The organism is Desulfocucumis palustris (assembly GCF_002933875.1).
In the GTDB taxonomy this organism is placed as follows: domain Bacteria; phylum Bacillota; class Desulfotomaculia; order Desulfotomaculales; family Desulfocucumaceae; genus Desulfocucumis; species Desulfocucumis palustris.
The window spans coordinates 110,728-128,604 of record NZ_BFAV01000141.1 but is presented as its reverse complement, the minus strand read 5'-3'; the positions used below and the strand labels follow the sequence as shown (position 1 = coordinate 128,604).

Genomic DNA, 17,877 nt, shown 5'->3' with positions numbered 1-17,877 from the left:
TGAAAAACACATTGAAAAAACAATAAACATGTTGCTAAACTACCGCCCGAGGCCGTTCAAAAAGCTCCAGATGCAAGGCGTGGCAAGGCCTCAAGCTTAAGTGTACTCATAGTACGTCGAGCATTGAGGCCGCAGCCGCAACGCAGCAGATGGACTTTTTCAACGGCCTCCTAGTCGACCTCCCGCCAGGACTCAAGAACACTGTTGTTACGGGCAACGGCGCCGGTGTAAAGCCTGTTGATGTGCCAGCCTTCCTGGTCCGGCACATATGCCACATATTTGTTGTCAAAAATTGATTCTGGGTTATAGTATATCAAGTTGGAGTAACCCAGAACAACCAGCACTTTTTCACCGGGGTGAGACTTTGAAGCCCACAGAGCCACGTTGTTTGTAAATTCTTTGACGGCTTCAGGTTTCGTGCCGAAATCCGCTTCCGAGAAGGTGAAATATTTTAGCGGGTCAATCCTGGCGAAAATGTATATCATTCTATCACTTCCGCCGTCAACATCCAGCTTCCCGGCGAAAAACTCCACCTTTACCGGGCTGTGGTTAACCGCGATGCTGCCGAAATTGCTGTTCATTTCCTTAGTCAGGGGCTGGTAATCTTTCTCCGTTTCCGCCAGTGGCTTTATAACTCCGTTGCTAATCCAGGATTCAAGGGACGGTGAATATAAAAATGCACGGTAAATAAGGGAGGCTGCTTCCGCCCTGGTGAGGGGCAAACGGGGTTTGAAACTTCCGTCCTGATAGCCCAGGATCAGTTTGCTTTTTACGGCGGGGAGAATATCCGGCCTGTATTTGGGTGAAATCTGATTGTAATCGGAAAATAAACCGGCCATTGCCTGTTCGTCGTCCAGCCGTGACAGTCCCTTGGCCCTGGACAGCGCGGCGGCTGCCTCCTCCCGCAGAACCGGTTCCTCCGGACGGAATTTGAGGCCGCCGGGTGAAGTATCGGTGTTGAAAAATTTCTTTGCCGTTTCAACCGTGGGCAGGTACCAGCTACCCTCGGCAACATCAGCAAAGCTGGACTTGTCCGCCGCCTGGGTATTTATTCCTGCGGCCTTGATCAGTATAGCCGCGAATTCCGCCCGGCTTACCTGTTTCTCCGGCCGGAAAGTACCGTCCGGGTAACCGGAGAGCAATTCTTTTTCCACCATGGTTTTAATTGTTCCGGCTGCCCAATGTTGCTGCGGCACATCGGAAAAGCTTACGGCTTCCGCGGTATTCCGGGATAACAGGCAAAGGCAAAGAAAAGCTGTTAATAATAAAAATTTTTTTAATTTCATTGATACCCTCCTGTTTATACCTAAATTTTAATTAAGATATAGTGTTTTTCTCATAAGTCAACGAAGGAGAACTGAACAATATAATAAGGCGCGTCCCCTTTCTTTATAAGACGATTTATGGTGGATAATTGTTTCCAAAAAAAACCGGGGAATTAAAAAATTAAACTATATCTCTTCATTTAAAATGTTTTTATATTATTGGGTTAAATGTAAAAAAATGGATACAATACGTGATTTTGAAAATCTCCAATGAATTATCCTAAAGGGTTTGACAGGTATAATTTTGATGTAAAAATTTTTATGTTAAAAATAAAAGTAGCTCCGTTAATAATATATTAAAGTTGCTTTAATGCCAATTTAAACCATCTTTTGTATTTTATTATTAACTGTGATAAAAATACGAAAGAAGTGGTTTTATGAGAAAGTTTAAATTTATACATATTGAAAAAAAGCATTTGTTTGAAAAGGTTAAAAAAATTTTTAATAAACTTATGTTTATCTCAAATATCCCGGGCCGCCGTAAATCAACGGATATTTCCCCGGAAAACGACGGCCCCGGCACCCGGGGAAAATTTTCAGGGAGGAATTCTTTTTTCAGTATCAAGAAAAAATTAATGGCCGGATTTTTTTTGTTACTGCTTTTTAATCTGGTATTAGGCTCAACCTGCTATTATCAAATGGTCAGTTTAAGATCGTCATATAACGACCTCTTAAACAAGGAATCTAAAATTATCAAAACCACCCAGGAAGCCCTTATGGTATTTGATGAACAAACCGTTGAGTTCCAAATGTATTTAATTAATTTTAACAGCCTTAATTTGGAAAAGTCGGAGAAATTAATCACCAGCTTTAATGAAAAGATATCAAATGTTAAAAGCCTGGTTAGAACGGATGAGGAAAAGAAGCTGCTGGCCCAGATATTGAGCCAGTATAATTATTATATAGTGTATGCGGATAAGCTGAAGGCCTATAAGGTCAACGCCATGAAACAAAAGCAGGGAGGCGTCTGGCCGGAAACGTTGGACTACCAGGCCAGAATGGAGGAACTGCTTAAAACCAATGACCAGGTTATCCGTTCTGTAATTGATCCGGCGCAAAAAGTTATTGAAATTCAGGACAAACATCTGGTAACGGTACAAAACGCCAATGAGTTAAAGGTAAAGAGAGCCCAGCTGACAATTACCCTTATGGTCCTGGCCATGTGTTTTATTGGTTTCGGGCTGGCGATTTATATTGCCGGAAAGATGGCCGGCCCAATTGTTTTAATGGAAAGGGAAACGGCCAGGATTGCCGCCGGCGACCTGAGGGGTGAAAAACTGACAATTGAGAGCAAGGATGAACTGGGACTCCTGGCCTCTTCCTTTAATATAATGTTGACCAGCCTCAGGGAAATAGCCGTACAGCTAAAGGACAAGTCCCAACTGGTGGCTGTTACCGCTAAAAATATTAGCACCGGGCTGCAGGATACGGCCGGCGCCTTCACCAACACCGCCGCTGTTACCGGTATGCTGTCCGCCAACGCGGAGAAGGTCGGCCATAAAACCCGGGCAATATCCCTGGCCGCCAGGGAGGCCGCCGGCTTTGCCGACAAAGGAAGTGAAGGTATTAAAGAGATAACCCGGCAGATGGAGGTTATAAATACCTGCACCAACGAGGTGTCCGTTAATATTCGGGAATTATCGCAGCTGTCCAGGGCCATTACGGATATCGTTGATTTTATCAGCGACATTGCCGCCCAAACCCAGTTGCTCTCCCTGAACGCCGCCATAGAGGCCGCCAGGGCGGGAGAGCAGGGAAGGGGGTTCGGGGTGGTGGCGGAAGAAGTGAGAAATCTGGCAAACAAATCCACCACCGCCGCCAAGGACATTTACAGAATGATCAATTCCATCCAGCATCAGACGGGCAGGGCGGTGGAGGCCATGAACCAGGGGGTTGAAGTGGTGGATGCCGGGACCGTGGTGGTAAATGAAGTGGGAGAGTTGTTTTCCCTGATAATAAAAAGGGTGCAGAACCTGGTTGCGGAAATAGAGGAAATGGCGGGAACCGCAGGGGAAATAGCCCTGGCGGTAAAAGACATGGCCGCGGTTGCGGAGAAGCAGGCCGGGTCCATGGCGGGAGCGTCGGAGTCCACGGAAACCTTTTCCCGGTTGGCCGGGGAGTTGGATGTCATGGCCGGGAGGTTCAGAACCACATGATTGTATACAAATTGCCCCCTGCCTTTATCCGGCAGGGGGCGTCAATGGCTAAAAGTGGCGAAGGCGCCTATTCATTGGTCAGTCCCAATACGTCCAGGGTTTTAAGCACCAGGGCCAGCAATATTGAAACAATGGTGGCCAGGCCCATGCCTTTTAAGCTGATGGCTCCCATTTGCAATTGCGCGCCACTGATCCCTATAACAAGCACCACCGAGGTCAGAATCAGGTTGCGGGCTTTGCTGTAATCCACCTTTGCTTCCACCAGCATGCGAATACCTGATGAGGCGATAACTCCGAAAAGCAGTAGCGATACCCCGCCCATCACGGGGGTGGGAATACTCTGAATGGCGGCGGAAAGTTTACCCACGAAGGAAAGAATAATCGCAATGATGGCGGCCCCGCCGATAACCCAAACGCTGTAGACCTTTGTAATGGCCATAACGCCTATGTTTTCGCCATAAGTGGTGTTGGGGGTGGAGCCCACAAATCCCGAAAGCATGGTGGAAAGGCCATTGCCCATCAGTGAGCGGCTTAAGCCCGGGTCTCTGGCCAGGTCTTTTCCCACAATGTTGCTGGTGACGAAGAGGTGTCCCACATGTTCCGCTATTACCACCAGCGCCGCAGGGGCTATGATGGCTATGGCAGCGGGGTTGAAGGACGGTGTGTAGAAGTGGGGCAAGGCCAGCCAGGAGGCCCCGGACACCGTCCCGGTTTGCACCAGGCCCATGAACAGGGAAAGGGCGTACCCGCAGAGTATACCGAGAAGTATTGGTATGATGGCCAGAAAACCTCTCAGCACCACCGAACCCAGCACAGTTATCCCCAGGGTGAACAGCGACACTGTTATAACCCTGGGATCGGGATGCCAGTTGGCGGCGTTGTCAGGGGGAATTAAACCGGCCATTTGAGCGGCCACCGGCACCAGTTCCAGGCCGATAACCGCAACAATGGCGCCCATGGCGGCGGGGGGAAATACCACGTCTATCCATTTGGTGCCGGCGGCGCCCACAATCAGAGCCACCAGTGTGAATATCAGGCCGGTCACGATAAAACCGCCCAGGGCTTCACTGTAGCCATATTTGCTTAAAACCGCCATCACCGGAGAAATAAATGCGAAACTTGAGCCCAGATAAGCGGGAATACGCCCCCTGCAGATGAATATATAAAGAAGGGTGCCTATACCGTTCATTAGAAGTATCGTGGCGGGATCCACCTTGAATAAGATAGGTACCAGCACCGTGGAGCCGAACATGGCGAACAGGTGCTGCAAGCTTAAAGGCAAAGTCTGCAGCAGCGGAAGTTTGTCTTCCACCTGTATTACTCGTTTGCTCAAAATCAATAACCTCCCCGTTTTTCATTTTTTAATTAGATCCAGCATGTCCCCTAAAATGGCCCCGTTTTTTTCTCCCGGGCAAAAAAAAACCGGCCCATTGTTTTTAGACGGAGAATTTAACCGTGCCGGGTCTGGAGGGTTCAGTAGTGACGGCCTGTTTGAATTGCGCTCAACGCTGCACCCCCGTTCCGGCATGGTAAAATATATCAAGCTACTGATATTCGACATAATATGTTAATATCCTTTGGGGTTTTGCTTTTAAAATGTCCTGAATTGTTTGGCCTGAGCATTACAGCAGGACGCTTCTTCCAGGATGGAAGGTAAATTATTATCTTTATAGTATATATTAAATTAAATGCTGCGGTTGGAGGTTGTTTATTTATGGAAGGAAAAATTAAAACCGCCCTGGAAATGGCCATGGAGAGAATGAAAAGTTTCAAGGAAGTTGAGCCGGAGGAGATTGAAAAGCTTGAGTACATTCCCCGGGGGAAAGGGCTGGGGGCGGCCTTTCTAAAGGATGTAAACTTTACCCTGGACAGTGCCCTGGCAGAGTATGACGGAAATAAACGCAAATTTATTATTGCAGGATTTGAAGAGGCTTTGCTCTCAAATCTGGTACTGCCGTTAAACGATGAAACCATGGAGGGCAACAGGCGGTCCTTCGAAGGAATTATCGGAATAAAATCAAATAAGCGGGAAATTACAGCCTTCCTAAACGAGCTGGAGTATCTCTTTAATCAGTACCGCCAGGCCCTGGAGCAGGCAAAGGAAACCCTAAGGCAGGAAATGGCCGTTAATGCCAGGATGGGCCACCACAGGCAGGGAGCTCATCCCGGGGCGGGTTATGAGGAAAGGCAGATGGGCTACCGGGAGGAATGGGCCAGGGTTCAGTCCCAGCTCAATCAAAGATACGAGGTTGCCCTGGCGGAGGCTAAAAACAAAATAAAAAGCATCAAATAAAAAACGGGGGGTTATCCTTACGCATAACCCCCCGTTTTTTATTTCTCAAATCTGGACGGCTTCGCCGTATTTACTCATGAAACGCATGGACTCAAAAAGAAGTATATCCTGTTTGGACACCCCTGGTCCTATTTTGGCCATCAGCACATTGCACGGGTGCTCTAAAATATCCGGGTCATCCGTGGATACTTTACTCAAGCCCGCCCGGGAAAACATGCCGGTCAGCATTTTCTGGTATTTCCATACATCCAGCCCGCTGCTCCTCAAGTCCCAGTGCCAGGCGTATTCCATGGTGATTACTATAAAATCCTCCAGGGGTTTGGCAGAAAAAGCAACCTTAAGCAAATTAAGCCCTATTTTGTACTTTCGCCATTCGGGACTTATTTCTATCCCACCCATTTCCAAAATCCGGGGATGCTTGCTCCAGCGGGTATATTCGTCAGGCTGGTGAAAAGTGACATAACCTATTATTTCCTTCTGGTGTCTGGCTATGTAAATCATTCCCTGGGGTATTTTGGAGATGTTGATGAGAGCTTCTTTTTGTTTGCCGGCGGGCCGGAAGTTATTCAGCTGCTGGTTCATGCTGAGTGATTCCAGATATTCTCCGGGCGCCGGACCTTCGATATATACAGTACCCTTTTCGGTTTGCAGTTCCAGTATGTCAGCCAGCATAAATTCATCACCCTCTCGCAGCAGTGACCGCCTAACCACAAAAAATTGCAATTCACCTATCATATTTGCTGCTAAACCATATTATAGATTCAGAGAAGACACATTACAATAGCGCCTGAAGTATTACCCTAATTAAAAATTTTCAAAATAGTTATTATTATTATTGACAAATAAAGCTGTTTGCCTTAATGGAAAGAAATATGGTATGATTACATAAATTGGGGGAGCTGTGACATTATTTAAGACGTAATGAGCCCGGATAGAGGATGGTATGTTTTTTTACAAAGTTGGACGCATTCCTTTGTGGGTATATTGTAAAAAAATCAAGGTAACCTTACCTTAATACGAGGTGATGCCACGTGTCGGCAGAGAATTTTGATTTGGCGGAACAAAGGCTGGAAAAAGCGCTGGCTGAAGTTTATGATATGCAGATGAGGCATTTTTTCGCGGACGATCTAATGCCGGAATTGATGGAAAAAATGGGTATCGACGAGAATGAGGCCATCGAATTGATAGGCTGCCTGCTGGAAAGAGGCTGGGTGAAATGCGTCGGCGGCAAGCAAAGGTTTTTTTTGCGCCCGGGGTATATAGGCGGCATGCCGGTGGTGCTGACGTCTTCCGGTATATCAAAGCTGAAGAATTAAATCTCGGGGCTCCCGGAGGATAAAGGTTTTGGTAGAATGAGGAGGTGTATGTCATGGAACTGTTCCAAAAGCTGGGTGAAAAGGCCAAGGAAATAGGCGGAAAGGCCAGGGACATCGGGGAAAATATCGGTGAAAAGGCCAAGGGTGTGGGCGGTAAGGCGATGGAAATCACAAAGCGTTCGGGTGAGCTGATTGAGGTCACCAAGTTGAAATTTGAGCTGTCCAAATTGGAAAAAGAAATGGAGAACAACCTCAGGGGGCTGGGATTGCTGGTATTTCAAAAATACCGCGGTGCTGACGGACTTGACGAGGAAATAGAAAGGCTTTGCCAGAGTACGGCCAAAGTGGAAGAGGAAATCAAGGACGCGGAGGTGGAAATAGAAAAACTGTCTCCCAAACCCCCCACCTGCCCGGACTGTAATCTGGAGCTTCCCCAGGGCGGCAGATTTTGCAGCTATTGCGGTAAGGAATTATTAAAGGATGATGAACTGAAAGACGAGGTTAAAGAATAATGTACAAAACCGCAGCGTTAGCTGCGGTTTTAAGGTTAGGGGACACACCTCACTTTATGGGCAATTCTTAAGGGTCGGAGGAATGTCCCCAACTTATGTAAGGGGACACACCTCTCTTTGGGGCAATTTTTAGGGGTCGGAGGAATGTCCCCAACGTATTTTCCTCCTTTTGTAGAATTTCTTAAGGGTTTGAGGAATTTCCCCGGGGTATGCTACCTGGCTGCTTTCAGCATGTTCTTAATAATTTCGGGATCAGTGCCGGTGTACAGTGCTTTGGCGGGACCGTAGCCTTTGGAGCGGGCCTCGTTTTTGTTGATGGCCTTGAGGCCGCTGGCGTTCATTTCCCTGGCCAAATGGTTGGCCCCGGAAAAAAGGAAAATCGTTTTGGTGGGCTGGCCTGTTTTGCACACGTCGATTATTTTCTTTTCACCCAGGTAATAGTATACATTTAGACCCTGTTCCTTTTTCCTTATATTCAAAACTTCCCCTACCGAAATCATGCGGTCTATTTCATCAACTATTTTTTTGTAGTCGTTGTCCTTTTTAGGCGCCGGCCGGCGGACTTCAGCGGTGTCGGCGGCGGCAGCCACCTCACTGTTACCTTTAAATTTCCCAATTATGGAGTTAAATAAGCTTTTTACCATGTAAAACACTCCTTGTATAATAAATATACAGGTTATGAAAAACCTGCGGTTATAACCGTTTATATTCAACGGAGGCAAACCTTAAACCTTTATCCAAAGCTTAGAGTATGTATATTTTTAACTGTAACATATTGGCATTTATTTTTACTGTAATTGATTGTTCGCAATCCCGGGAAAGGGCTTCCCCGCCATGACAGCCGTACAGCCGGCGGTGCCTGCCGGGGCTTTTTTAATAAATAGTGATAAGAGGGGTGATGCTTTTTGGAATATAAAGAGCGCATAGTCCAACTAGCCCTCATGCTTAAAACACACAGGCCGGCCTTTGCCCTGACCGGGGCCGGGGTTAGCACCGAAAGCGGCATTCCTGATTTTCGCAGTCCGGGCACCGGTTTGTGGACAAAAATAGACCCGGCCAAAGCCGCCAGCCTTAGCGCCCTGAAAAGAGATCCCGCCAGGTTTTACGATATAAATCTTGACCGCTGGCTGGGGTGCGCCGGCGCGAAACCCAATTCCGCGCATCAGGCTCTGGCGCTTCTGGAAAAGGAAGGGTACCTGGTGGGGGTTATCACCCAGAATATTGACGGGCTGCACAGGCAGGCCGGATCAAAGAGGGTATGGGAGGTCCACGGGCACCTGCGCACTTGCCGCTGTATGGATTGCAAGGAGAGCCAGCCCTTCGGGGAGCTGGTGAACAAGGTCAGGACAGGTGAAAACCCGCCGCTTTGTCCGTCCTGCTCGGGGGTGCTGAGGCCGGAGGTTGTATTGTTCGAGGATGCCATGAGCCGGGACTTTTACAACGCCACAGAGGTTTTGAAGGGGTCACAGCTTTTGCTTGTGGTGGGCAGCAGCCTGCAGGTATATCCGGCGGCCGGACTGCCCGGGCTGGCCCGGCGGGTGGTAATTATTAACCGGGAGCCCACCCAGTGGGATGAACAGGCGGACCTGGTGATTCACCGGTCTGCCGGAGAGGTTTTTCAGGACTTGCTGAAGGAAATGGGAAAAACCGGGTAGTTGTCACAGCTTCCGGTGTGTCCGTCACTTCCCCGGATTCTTTTCACCCCAGTAACATTTCAGACATTACCGGCAGGTGGTCCGAAGCGCCGCTGGGGATAATCCGGCAGGATATCACCCGCCAGTGCCGGGATGTGAAAATGTAATCCAGGCCGTGACCGGGCCTGTAGGAGGGAAATGTGGCGTACCTTCCAGGCGCTTTCAGCATAGTTGCCTGCATGCATTCCCCAAGGGCGGATAATTCCCCGGAGCCCGGTTCGGTATTGAAATCCCCCGCAAGTATATAAGGCCTGTCCAGGGTGTTTGCTATTTCCATAATACTTTTAATCTGTTCCCTGCGCTCTGCCCGGGAAAGCCCCAGGTGGACGCAGAGAAAATAAAACTCGGTGTTTTCCCGGGGGCGGATTAACGCTTTTAAAAGCCCCCTTTTCTCGGTTTTGCCCGGTAAGGGTATATTGGCCCGGGCCACAATTGGAAAGCGGCTCAACAGGGCGTTGCCGTACCGGAACATTGCCAGCCACTTCATATTTGCCCCGAAGGCATATTTCATATCCAATTTTTGGGCCAGGCGCCGGGCCTGGTGGGAGAAGAAGGTCCGGGGCATCAGGCAGTCCACTTCCTGCAGGCCGGCCAGGTGCGCGCCGGAGTTTCCTATTGTCTCCCCTATGCTGTTGATGCTTCTGCGGCCCGCGGCGTCGGCGCCGTGGTGTATATTATAAGTAAGAACTTTCACGGCGAGGGTCATAGGCAATACCCTCCTTGTACAGGAAATGTTGAAAAGAGAATGCTCCGCATTTATACATACTATGTGCATTAAGGCCGGCCTGCCCGGGTATTTGGTCCGGCCGGAAAAAGGAGAGGGGCGTGCCTGACGGGCTTGCCGGAAAGCTCTCCTTTTTTGCAGTTGCGGCGGGCGGGTATCCCCGGGCCGGGGCAGTAAATCCAAGGGAACAGTGCCCGGGCTTTTAAGGGGTAACCTTTTTAGACGCTTCTTCGGCTCTGTGATATAATATTTTTCATGCAGCAGGTAATATTATGTTCGGGTGGGTTGATATGGCTCGTTTGGTTTTAGCCCTGGAAACGTCCTGTGATGAAACTTCGGCGGCGGTGCTCCGGGACGGCACGGATATTCTGTCCAATATTATTTCATCCCAAATAGACGTTCATAAAAAGTTCGGCGGAGTGGTTCCCGAAGTGGCGTCCCGCAAACACCTGGAAATGATCAACGGAGTTGTGCAGGAGGCCCTGGACCAGGCAGGGGTTGATTTCTCCATGCTGTCCGCGGTGGCGGTTACCTATGGCCCGGGACTGGTGGGCGCGCTTCTGGTTGGGGTGGCGGCGGCAAAGGCCATTGCCTTTGCCCTGGATATTCCCCTGCTGGGAGTAAATCACCTGGAGGGACACCTATACGCCAATTTTTTGGTGGAGCCGGAGCTGGATTTTCCTTTGCTCTGCCTGGTGGTAAGCGGAGGGCATACGGATTTGGTGGTAATGTCCGGCCACGGCAGCTACCGGGTGGTGGGCAGAACCAGGGATGACGCCGCGGGGGAGGCTTTTGACAAGGTTGCCCGCACCTTGGAACTGGGGTATCCCGGAGGACCTTTAATTGACAAACTTGCCCCTGAGGGGAATGAAACAGCCGTGCCTTTGCCCCGGGCATACCTGGAGGAGGGCAGTTTGGATTTCAGTTTTAGCGGCTTAAAATCGGCGGTTATTAATTACCGCCACCGTTCCCGGCTCAGGGGCGAGGCTGTTAACAGGGCGGACCTGGCCGCAAGTTTTCAGCGGGCGGTGGTGGACGTGCTGGTGGACAAAACCGTCAAAGCCGCCGGCAGGTTTGGCGCCGGTACGGTATTGCTGGCCGGCGGGGTGGCTGCAAACCGCTGCCTGAGAGAAACCCTGGCCGGGGAATGCAACAACAGGGGGATCCGGCTGGTGACCCCGCCCCCTGTGTTATGCACCGACAATGCCGCCATGATTGCCTGTGCCGCTTATTATAAATTTTTACGGGGGGATTTTGCCCCACTGACATTAAACGCCGTTCCCGGGTTAAAACTGGGAGAGGAAAGGTATTAGAATTTGGCTATAATTCACGGTATTTGACGGCGTTATCCACAATATGAAATACCAAAAATTTACAGATAGTAGCTATTGATATGGTTTTTTCCAACTAAACCGGGCCTTTGCAGGCATTTTTGCACTCCCTATATTCTTTTAAGAAAGTCTGTTCTGTGGAATTTAACTTGTGGATAATGTTAATAAGTCTGTTAATAACTTATTTATGGTGCTATAGATCTGTGGGTGAAACTGTGAGGCAAAATATGTCGAAAACCAGCCTTTACGATTTGTTGTTGTATAGTGCGGCACGAAATAACATATTGGCCATAACTTCGACTTGCAATGTGCGCTGCATTTTCTGCAGCCATCGACAAAATCCGCCGGGAATTGATTCCCGGAACCTGCCTCCGGTTTCCCCGGGCCAGGTGGATGAAATGCTGGACTATATTGATCCTTCTTTTCCCCTGGTCATCGGTGAATCGGTAACCAGGATAATGGAGGGGGAGCCTTTTACACATCCTGATATTAAAGAGATTTTATCCCGGATAAGGCGCAGGTTTCCGGAAACAGTGATTAAAATAACCACCAACGGAAACCTGCTGGACCCGGATAATATTATATTTTTATCCTCCCTGGGCGGTATGGTGGTTAATCTTTCACTCAACAGCGCCTCGGAACGCAACCGCAAGGTATTAATGAACGACTCCAGGGCCGCTGTGGCGGTCAGGGCGCCCGGATTGCTGAGGGAATACGGTTTGGAATATCATGGCAGCATAGTGGCCATGCCGCATATCACCGGCTGGGAGGATATTGCGGAAACTGTCCGGCTCTTTGACCGGCAGGGGGCAAGGACCGTAAGGATATTCATGCCCGGCTACACCCGCTTTGCGCCGGAGGGACTGCCGGTGCCCGGGTTTCTTCCGGGAGAGCTGGCCGGGTTTGTGGAGAATATTAAATGTGAGGTTAAAATACCTGTCATTGCCGAACCTCCCAACCTGTCTGATCTTGCGGCCCGGCTGGCGGGGGTTGTGGGGCCGTCTCCGGCGGGAAAGGCCGGATTGAAAACTGGAGATGAGATCATTTTTGTTAACGGCCTGCCGGTGTTAAGCCGGGTGGACGCCTTTAAGAGGGTATTGAAAGCCGTAAACCCGGAGCTTAATATTTTGAGGGACGGGGAGGAGTTATCCGTCAGACTTGTTAAAGGAAAAGACCAAACCTCCGGGCTGGTAATGGATTGCGATTTGGAGCCGGATACCCTGGAGCGGATACGGCGGGCGGTCCGGAGGAACCGGAGCGGGAGGGCGCTGGCGCTTTCGTCGGAATTCGGCTTCCCGGTGTTGAGGGCAGGCCTTCAAAAATTTTTGCCCGGGGAGAAAATAACCGTAATTCCGGTAAAAAACCGTTATTTCGGGGGCTCCATCGGATGTGCCGGTCTTTTAACGGTGGAGGATATGTCCCGGGCTGTGGGGTTGGCGGAAAATTCTCCGGATCTGGTAATACTGCCGGCCATAGCCTTCGATCACAGGGGCCGGGATATTACCGGCAGAAATTACATGGAGGCTGTGGGTGAGTATTCCCTCGCCGTTGAAACAATTTGATTAAAATTGATGCTTTACTGCAGGAATAATCAAATGTTTTATGGAATTTTTACTTAAATTGGGGATATTTCTTGATAAAGCTGCTTGTTCTCACCTCTAACCTGAAATTGTGAACTGAAAGAAAGGGATTAATATGTATTGGGACAAGAAACACGAAACCATGCCAAAGGAGCAATTGCGGGAACTTCAGCTGGCCAGGCTGAAGGCTACGGTGAAAAGGGTTTATGAAAACGTGCCTTTCTACCGTAAAAAATTTGATGAACGGGGAATGGCCCCGGAGGATATAAAAGCTCTGGACGATATTAAAAATTTGCCCTTTACGGTGAAACAGGATCTGAGGGATAATTACCCTTTCGGGCTTTTTGCAGTGCCCAGTGAGGAAGTGGTCCGGGTGCACGCCTCCTCCGGCACCACCGGCAAACCCATCGTGGTGGGGTATACCAGGAACGACATTAACATGTGGTCCGAGCTGATAGCCAGGGCTATTGTCATGGCAGGCGGTGGTCCCCGGGAGGTAATACAGAACGGCTACGGTTACGGCCTTTTTACCGGGGGGCTGGGAGTTCATTACGGGGCTGAGAAACTTGGGGCCACGGTTGTGCCTGTTTCCGGCGGCAATACCGACAGGCAGCTGATGCTAATGCAGGATTTCGGAACGACCATTCTCACATGCACACCTTCTTACGCTTTGTTTCTTGCCGAAGAGGGCAAAAACGCGGGAATAGATTTTACAAAGCTTCCACTGAAGGCGGGCATTTTCGGTGCTGAGCCGTGGTCCGAGCGGATGCGGGCCCAGCTGGAGGAAAAGCTGGCTATTTCAGCCCATGATATATATGGGCTCAGCGAGGTCCTGGGACCCGGGGTATCCATGGAGTGCCAGGAGAAAAAGGGCATGCATATATTCGAGGATCACTTTATTGCGGAAGTTATTGATCCGGAAACCGGAGAACAGCTACCCTTCGGGCAACAGGGGGAACTGGTATTCACCTCCCTCACCAAGGAGGCTTTTCCCATAATTCGTTACCGCACCCGGGACATAACCACCCTCACAGAGGAAACCTGCAGTTGCGGGCGTACCCACATAAGGATGAAGAGGGTGACCGGCCGCTCCGACGATATGCTGATCATCAGGGGAGTCAATGTGTTTCCCTCGCAGATTGAAAGCGTATTGCTGGAATTTGGCGATACGGAGCCTCATTATCTGCTGGTGGTGGACCGCAAGGGCAACCTGGATGAACTGGAAATATGGGTGGAGCTTTCGGACCGGTTTTTCAGCGACAAGGTTCGTTTCATTGAGGAACTGGAAGGACGCCTGCGCTCCCGCATAGGAAGCGTGCTGGGCATCAACGCCAGGATAAAACTGGTTGAGCCCCGCACCATACCCCGCAGCGAGGGCAAGGCCAAGAGGGTAGTGGACAAAAGAGAAATATAACTGCCGGTATAATAGGCCACCCTTGAAAATAATAATTAAGGAGGCAGGAAGTTTTGAGAATAAAGCAAATTTCCATTTTCCTTGAAAATAAGTCCGGACGTTTGGCCAAGGTCACCAGTGTGCTGGGAGAAAACAGCATTAATATCCGGGCGCTGTCCATAGCCGACACCACCGACTTCGGCATACTCCGCCTGATTGTAAACGATCCGGACAAGGCCTTTAACGCATTAAAGGAAGCGGGATTTACGGTGACTTCCACGGACGTAATAGCCGTTGAAGTGCCGGACCGTCCCGGCGGGCTGGCGGGCGCGCTCACGGTGCTGCAAGAGGCCGGCATTAATATAGAATACCTTTACGCTTTTCTTCAAAAGGCCACCAATGCCGCCCTGGTGGTGTTCCGGGTGGAGCAGCTGGACGAGGCCATAAACGCGCTTCAAAATAACGGGATCAGGACTCTGGAAGAGAAAGAAGTGTATTCGCTGTAAGCGCAACAAAAGCATGGTGATGTTTAAAAATATAAGCCGGTGCCATTGCACCGGCTTATAGCAGTTTTGGCGGGTTTTTATGCCTCGGCTTTTTTGGGGGACTTGCTGGTGGATATACCCAGGCCGTCAAAGAGGTAGTAGAGTCCAAAACCGTACCATAATGTATAGATAAGGTAGAATATCAGCATGAATGAGACAGTGGCCTTGTTTTCCTTAACGTGTTTTATTTCAATGCCGTAGTAGTTGTAGGCGGGCTCCACGCCCTTTTTCATGACATTGTTAAGCACGCTGGATTCCGGGAACATTTCCTTGTTCTTTAACTGGTCATCCATCTTTTTAAAGGAGTTATACCAGTTGTAGGTGGCTTCTCTGGAGTCATAACCGTATTTGGCCGTTATGGTGTCTCCCTGGTTGTTGTACATGGAGTCGCAGTCCGTCAGGGCGGAGGTCAGTATTTTGCCGAAATCCCCCTTGATGTTCACACTGTTTCCATCCAGTTTTACCTCGGCCCCCGCAGCTTCATATAATTTTGCCCAGTTTGCAGCTTCCTCTTCACTTTTCGCCGTTATGGCCAGGTCTATGGCCTTGCCGTTTTCTTTTTCCGCTTTTTCCATTTGCTCGCCAATAAAGTAAGCGGAGCCCTTGGACAGGGAATTGAACATATCGTCAGCGAATTCCAGGCCGTTTCTGCCGTTGCCGAAGCTGGGAGACATTATTCCGATGTAGACCACACAGAAGCTTATTAACATGGCCAGCCCGATGAAAAAGGTCTTCTTGTTTCTAATCATTGGGTGACACCCCCTTCAGAATATGCCTGGCCGGCTGATTCCGCCCTTAGCCTGGGTATGTTGCGGATAAAGGTTGCTAAAATCCAAATTGCGAAGAATGATACCAGTGCGAAGAAAATCACCACGCCGATATTGGCAATCAGCTTACCGGCTTCCGCGGATAGTTGAATGTAGCCCATCTGGGCCATTTTTTCCGGCAGGGCGAAGAGCCTGTTGGTGAAGCCCGCCAGTATGGCCAGGGCGTAAAAGGCTCTGATTTGAATACCGGGAACCACCTTGGTGGTGATGGCGCCCAGCTGAATGCCGAACAGGGACCCGATCAGCATGCCCATGGCCAGGGTGTAGAACACGTATCCATAAACGGCGTACTGGGCAATGGAGCCGTAACCGGCTGTAAAGATGATTTGCAGAATATCGGTGCCCACCGTGGTGAAGGAGGAAACTCCCAGGCCGTATACAAACATCGGGAAGGTGAGGAAGCCCCCGCCGACTCCCAGTATTGCGGCTGTAAAACCGACCACCGTGCCGCATACGGCAACGAACACACCGGAGATTTTCTTTCCGCCGGGAGTGATTTCCTCGTCAAATGTAATCATCGGGGGAAGGTTTATTCCCTGCAGTTTTACCGCCAGGGGGGTCAGTCCCGAGGGACCTCCATGGGCGTCGTCCGAAGCCGTGGCGGTTTTTCTGCTCCTGAGGTAGTCGCCCAGGGCGTAAAAGCCAAGGAACCCCAGCATTATCACATATATTCCGCTGATCACAAAGTCGCTCATTACAGGGTTGTAGTTGAATAGCGCCCTGTTAATCAATCCGCCTCCGGTAACCCCCAGGCCGGAGCCCACCAGGAAGGCAATGGCCAGACCCACATGCACGTTACCGAGTTTTTTGTGGATTGTGGTGCCCATAATTGCCTTGGCAAAAATATGGAACATGTCGGTTCCTACAGCCAGGATACCCTTTACTCCCAGGCTCATCAGCGCCGGTGTGATGACAAAGCCTCCCCCGGCTCCTATGCATCCGGTGATTAATCCCGCAATTACGCCCACCGCTATGGAGCCGTAAAAGGTTGTGGGATTGAAGTAAGACGGCCCGTAGGAAGATTTGCCGCCGATGAAATCGGGCAGGGCGCCTGCCGCGTGGGCCATCGCGGGTATAAGAATGGGAAGCGACAGCAGCAATAGTATTAACATTGATTTGCGGTTTCTAATTATGGACAGGGAGGTTTCTATCTCCCATTTGGCGTGGGCTCTTGAAGCCGCCATCAGCGCCTCATAATAATTTCTCATTTTTTTAACCCTCCTGCTTTACATTTCTTCCTGGGATTAATTGCCCCCGGCGGAGGAGTGTACCCAACCGGCTTTTTTCCCTGTTTCGATAAATCTGTTAAGGGCGTAAACCTCAGCTTCATCTTTTGCCACCAGGCCGGAAATTTCCTGGAACAGCTCCCGGCTGCGAACCATGCCGGTAATCAGGCCGTCTTCTTTTACCGGCAGTATGTTAACGGAATATCTGGCCATGCCGTAAACAGCCTTTATCATCGGATCGTCCGCTTCAACTTCGTATTCCAGGGGATGCATAATATCCCTGGCCGTCTTGCCGTCCATGACTTCCCTGACACGTTCCGTAAAAAGGCCCTCCCAGAAAACGGGAATTGACCATTCGTTGCCGGCTGTCCAGCCGCGGTATGTTTTGCCCTGCAAATACTGGGGCTCAATGGCTTCAATCAGATCATTAATTCTTATAATTCCTATTATTGCGTTATTTTCGTAAACCAGTAAAATTGCGCTATCAATGGCTGGCGTATCCCCGGTCCGCAGAAATTTATTCAGTTCATTTACTGTTTTTTCAAAGCTGTCCCGGGGTGACACTCCCGGGAAATTGCCAAGGGGCAGCATGATATCCCGAATTTTTCTCTCGCCCATGATTTTAGCCTCCTTTGAGTTTTTTTGAGCGGTACTTTGGGGTACATTTAAATCTGCCGGGAGTTTTGATTTTATATCACCTCCAAATCCCTTGTTTGGGAATGTGAAATAAATAACATTAATTGATTAGTCCGTGGGTATCTTTTAAAAATCCTTTAAGAGTACGGTTTTTTGCGATTGTCATTACATTTTGACACATTGTTTCGGTACATTAATCACCTCCCGGAAGCCGCTGTGTAGGCCGGATTGAGGTTGTTTTTGACAGTCGGCCTTTTTAGGGTTTCTGTCACCACAGATTGTGATTAAAGGTACAAACGTCATTAAAAATAAAAAGCTC

17 protein-coding genes are annotated in these 17,877 nt (G+C 49.6%); 9 read left to right on the top strand and 8 right to left on the bottom strand.

The genetic code is table 11. From position 1 onward, the window contains the following. Positions 1-170 precede the first annotated feature (170 nt). Positions 171-1,286: an S-layer homology domain-containing protein gene (locus DCCM_RS12925; RefSeq protein WP_104372803.1), complete on the bottom strand. Its 1,116-nt coding sequence runs from the start codon at positions 1,284-1,286 to the stop codon at positions 171-173. Positions 1,287-1,702: 416 nt separating this feature from the next. On the opposite strand from DCCM_RS12925, the gene DCCM_RS12920 reads away from it, so the two are divergent. After that, positions 1,703-3,481: a methyl-accepting chemotaxis protein gene (locus tag DCCM_RS12920; protein ID WP_104372802.1), complete on the top strand. Its 1,779-nt coding sequence runs from the start codon at positions 1,703-1,705 to the stop codon at positions 3,479-3,481. Positions 3,482-3,548: 67 nt separating this feature from the next. Here DCCM_RS12920 and uraA read toward each other — a convergent pair whose 3' ends face one another. Beyond that, on the bottom strand, positions 3,549-4,814 hold the full coding sequence (gene uraA, locus DCCM_RS12915; RefSeq protein WP_104372801.1) for a uracil permease: 1,266 nt from the start codon (positions 4,812-4,814) through the stop codon (positions 3,549-3,551). 381 nt (positions 4,815-5,195) lie between these two features. Between uraA and DCCM_RS12905 the strand changes: the two genes are divergently transcribed. Further along, a complete protein-coding gene (locus DCCM_RS12905; protein WP_104372799.1) occupies positions 5,196-5,774 on the top strand; it encodes a DUF6657 family protein in 579 nt (192 codons plus the stop codon). A gap of 45 nt (positions 5,775-5,819) precedes the next feature. Here DCCM_RS12905 and DCCM_RS12900 read toward each other — a convergent pair whose 3' ends face one another. Further along, positions 5,820-6,446, bottom strand: coding sequence for a GNAT family N-acetyltransferase (locus DCCM_RS12900; protein WP_104372812.1), 627 nt, complete (start codon positions 6,444-6,446; stop codon positions 5,820-5,822). A 359-nt stretch (positions 6,447-6,805) separates the two neighbouring features. Between DCCM_RS12900 and DCCM_RS12895 the strand changes: the two genes are divergently transcribed. Further along, positions 6,806-7,090, top strand: a complete 285-nt coding sequence (locus DCCM_RS12895) for a hypothetical protein (RefSeq protein ID WP_104372798.1) — start codon at positions 6,806-6,808, stop codon at positions 7,088-7,090. A 53-nt stretch (positions 7,091-7,143) separates the two neighbouring features. After that, on the top strand, positions 7,144-7,602 hold the full coding sequence (locus tag DCCM_RS12890) for a zinc ribbon domain-containing protein (protein WP_231702765.1): 459 nt from the start codon (positions 7,144-7,146) through the stop codon (positions 7,600-7,602). Between the two features lie 212 nt (positions 7,603-7,814). On the opposite strand, the gene DCCM_RS12885 is transcribed toward DCCM_RS12890, so the two are convergent. Further along, complete coding sequence (locus tag DCCM_RS12885) at positions 7,815-8,246, bottom strand: hypothetical protein (protein WP_128739150.1); 432 nt, start codon at positions 8,244-8,246, stop codon at positions 7,815-7,817. A gap of 261 nt (positions 8,247-8,507) precedes the next feature. Here DCCM_RS12885 and DCCM_RS12880 point away from each other — a divergent pair, with 261 nt between their 5' ends. Further along, the gene (locus DCCM_RS12880) at positions 8,508-9,257 is read left to right on the top strand and encodes an SIR2 family NAD-dependent protein deacylase (RefSeq protein WP_231702764.1); all 750 of its coding nucleotides are present in this window, start codon (positions 8,508-8,510) and stop codon (positions 9,255-9,257) included. Between the two features lie 43 nt (positions 9,258-9,300). Here DCCM_RS12880 and DCCM_RS12875 read toward each other — a convergent pair whose 3' ends face one another. Then, entirely contained in the window at positions 9,301-10,002 is a 702-nt protein-coding gene (locus tag DCCM_RS12875; protein WP_165792150.1) for an endonuclease/exonuclease/phosphatase family protein, read from the bottom strand. A gap of 308 nt (positions 10,003-10,310) precedes the next feature. Between DCCM_RS12875 and tsaD the strand changes: the two genes are divergently transcribed. From tsaD to DCCM_RS12855, 4 genes are all read left to right on the top strand, one after another. Continuing rightward, complete coding sequence (gene tsaD, locus DCCM_RS12870) at positions 10,311-11,333, top strand: tRNA (adenosine(37)-N6)-threonylcarbamoyltransferase complex transferase subunit TsaD (protein WP_104372809.1); 1,023 nt, start codon at positions 10,311-10,313, stop codon at positions 11,331-11,333. 245 nt (positions 11,334-11,578) lie between these two features. Beyond that, positions 11,579-12,913: a DUF512 domain-containing protein gene (locus DCCM_RS12865; RefSeq protein ID WP_165792149.1), complete on the top strand. Its 1,335-nt coding sequence runs from the start codon at positions 11,579-11,581 to the stop codon at positions 12,911-12,913. A 133-nt stretch (positions 12,914-13,046) separates the two neighbouring features. After that, positions 13,047-14,345, top strand: coding sequence for a phenylacetate--CoA ligase family protein (locus tag DCCM_RS12860; protein ID WP_174705164.1), 1,299 nt, complete (start codon positions 13,047-13,049; stop codon positions 14,343-14,345). 53 nt (positions 14,346-14,398) lie between these two features. After that, a complete protein-coding gene (locus DCCM_RS12855) occupies positions 14,399-14,830 on the top strand; it encodes an ACT domain-containing protein (protein ID WP_104372793.1) in 432 nt (143 codons plus the stop codon). A 77-nt stretch (positions 14,831-14,907) separates the two neighbouring features. Here the strand turns inward: DCCM_RS12855 and DCCM_RS12850 are convergent, their stop codons facing one another. From DCCM_RS12850 to DCCM_RS12840, 3 genes are read right to left on the bottom strand one after another with little or no spacing between them, the layout of a single operon-like run. Next, positions 14,908-15,618, bottom strand: a complete 711-nt coding sequence (locus DCCM_RS12850; protein ID WP_104372792.1) for a hypothetical protein — start codon at positions 15,616-15,618, stop codon at positions 14,908-14,910. Beyond that, a complete protein-coding gene (locus tag DCCM_RS12845) occupies positions 15,615-16,904 on the bottom strand; it encodes a sulfite exporter TauE/SafE family protein (RefSeq protein WP_104372791.1) in 1,290 nt (429 codons plus the stop codon). The genes DCCM_RS12850 and DCCM_RS12845 overlap by 4 nt, the downstream gene beginning before the upstream one ends. Before the next feature lie 36 nt (positions 16,905-16,940). After that, positions 16,941-17,540, bottom strand: coding sequence for a CBS domain-containing protein (locus DCCM_RS12840; RefSeq protein ID WP_104372790.1), 600 nt, complete (start codon positions 17,538-17,540; stop codon positions 16,941-16,943). Positions 17,541-17,877: the final 337 nt, after the last annotated feature.

Excerpts from the sequence above, each read along its gene's own strand:
- DCCM_RS12925 (WP_104372803.1), bottom strand. The coding sequence starts at position 1,286 with ATGAAATTAAAAAAATTTTTATTATTAACAGCTTTTCTTTGCCTTTGC.
- DCCM_RS12920 (WP_104372802.1), top strand. The coding sequence starts at position 1,703 with ATGAGAAAGTTTAAATTTATACATATTGAAAAAAAGCATTTGTTTGAA.
- DCCM_RS12905 (WP_104372799.1), top strand. The coding sequence starts at position 5,196 with ATGGAAGGAAAAATTAAAACCGCCCTGGAAATGGCCATGGAGAGAATG.
- DCCM_RS12900 (WP_104372812.1), bottom strand. The coding sequence starts at position 6,446 with ATGCTGGCTGACATACTGGAACTGCAAACCGAAAAGGGTACTGTATAT.
- DCCM_RS12890 (WP_231702765.1), top strand. The coding sequence starts at position 7,144 with ATGGAACTGTTCCAAAAGCTGGGTGAAAAGGCCAAGGAAATAGGCGGA.
- DCCM_RS12885 (WP_128739150.1), bottom strand. The coding sequence starts at position 8,246 with ATGGTAAAAAGCTTATTTAACTCCATAATTGGGAAATTTAAAGGTAAC.
- DCCM_RS12875 (WP_165792150.1), bottom strand. The coding sequence starts at position 10,002 with ATGACCCTCGCCGTGAAAGTTCTTACTTATAATATACACCACGGCGCC.
- tsaD (WP_104372809.1), top strand. The coding sequence starts at position 10,311 with ATGGCTCGTTTGGTTTTAGCCCTGGAAACGTCCTGTGATGAAACTTCG.
- DCCM_RS12865 (WP_165792149.1), top strand. The coding sequence starts at position 11,579 with ATGTCGAAAACCAGCCTTTACGATTTGTTGTTGTATAGTGCGGCACGA.
- DCCM_RS12860 (WP_174705164.1), top strand. The coding sequence starts at position 13,047 with ATGTATTGGGACAAGAAACACGAAACCATGCCAAAGGAGCAATTGCGG.
- DCCM_RS12850 (WP_104372792.1), bottom strand. The coding sequence starts at position 15,618 with ATGATTAGAAACAAGAAGACCTTTTTCATCGGGCTGGCCATGTTAATA.
- DCCM_RS12845 (WP_104372791.1), bottom strand. The coding sequence starts at position 16,904 with ATGAGAAATTATTATGAGGCGCTGATGGCGGCTTCAAGAGCCCACGCC.
- DCCM_RS12840 (WP_104372790.1), bottom strand. The coding sequence starts at position 17,540 with ATGGGCGAGAGAAAAATTCGGGATATCATGCTGCCCCTTGGCAATTTC.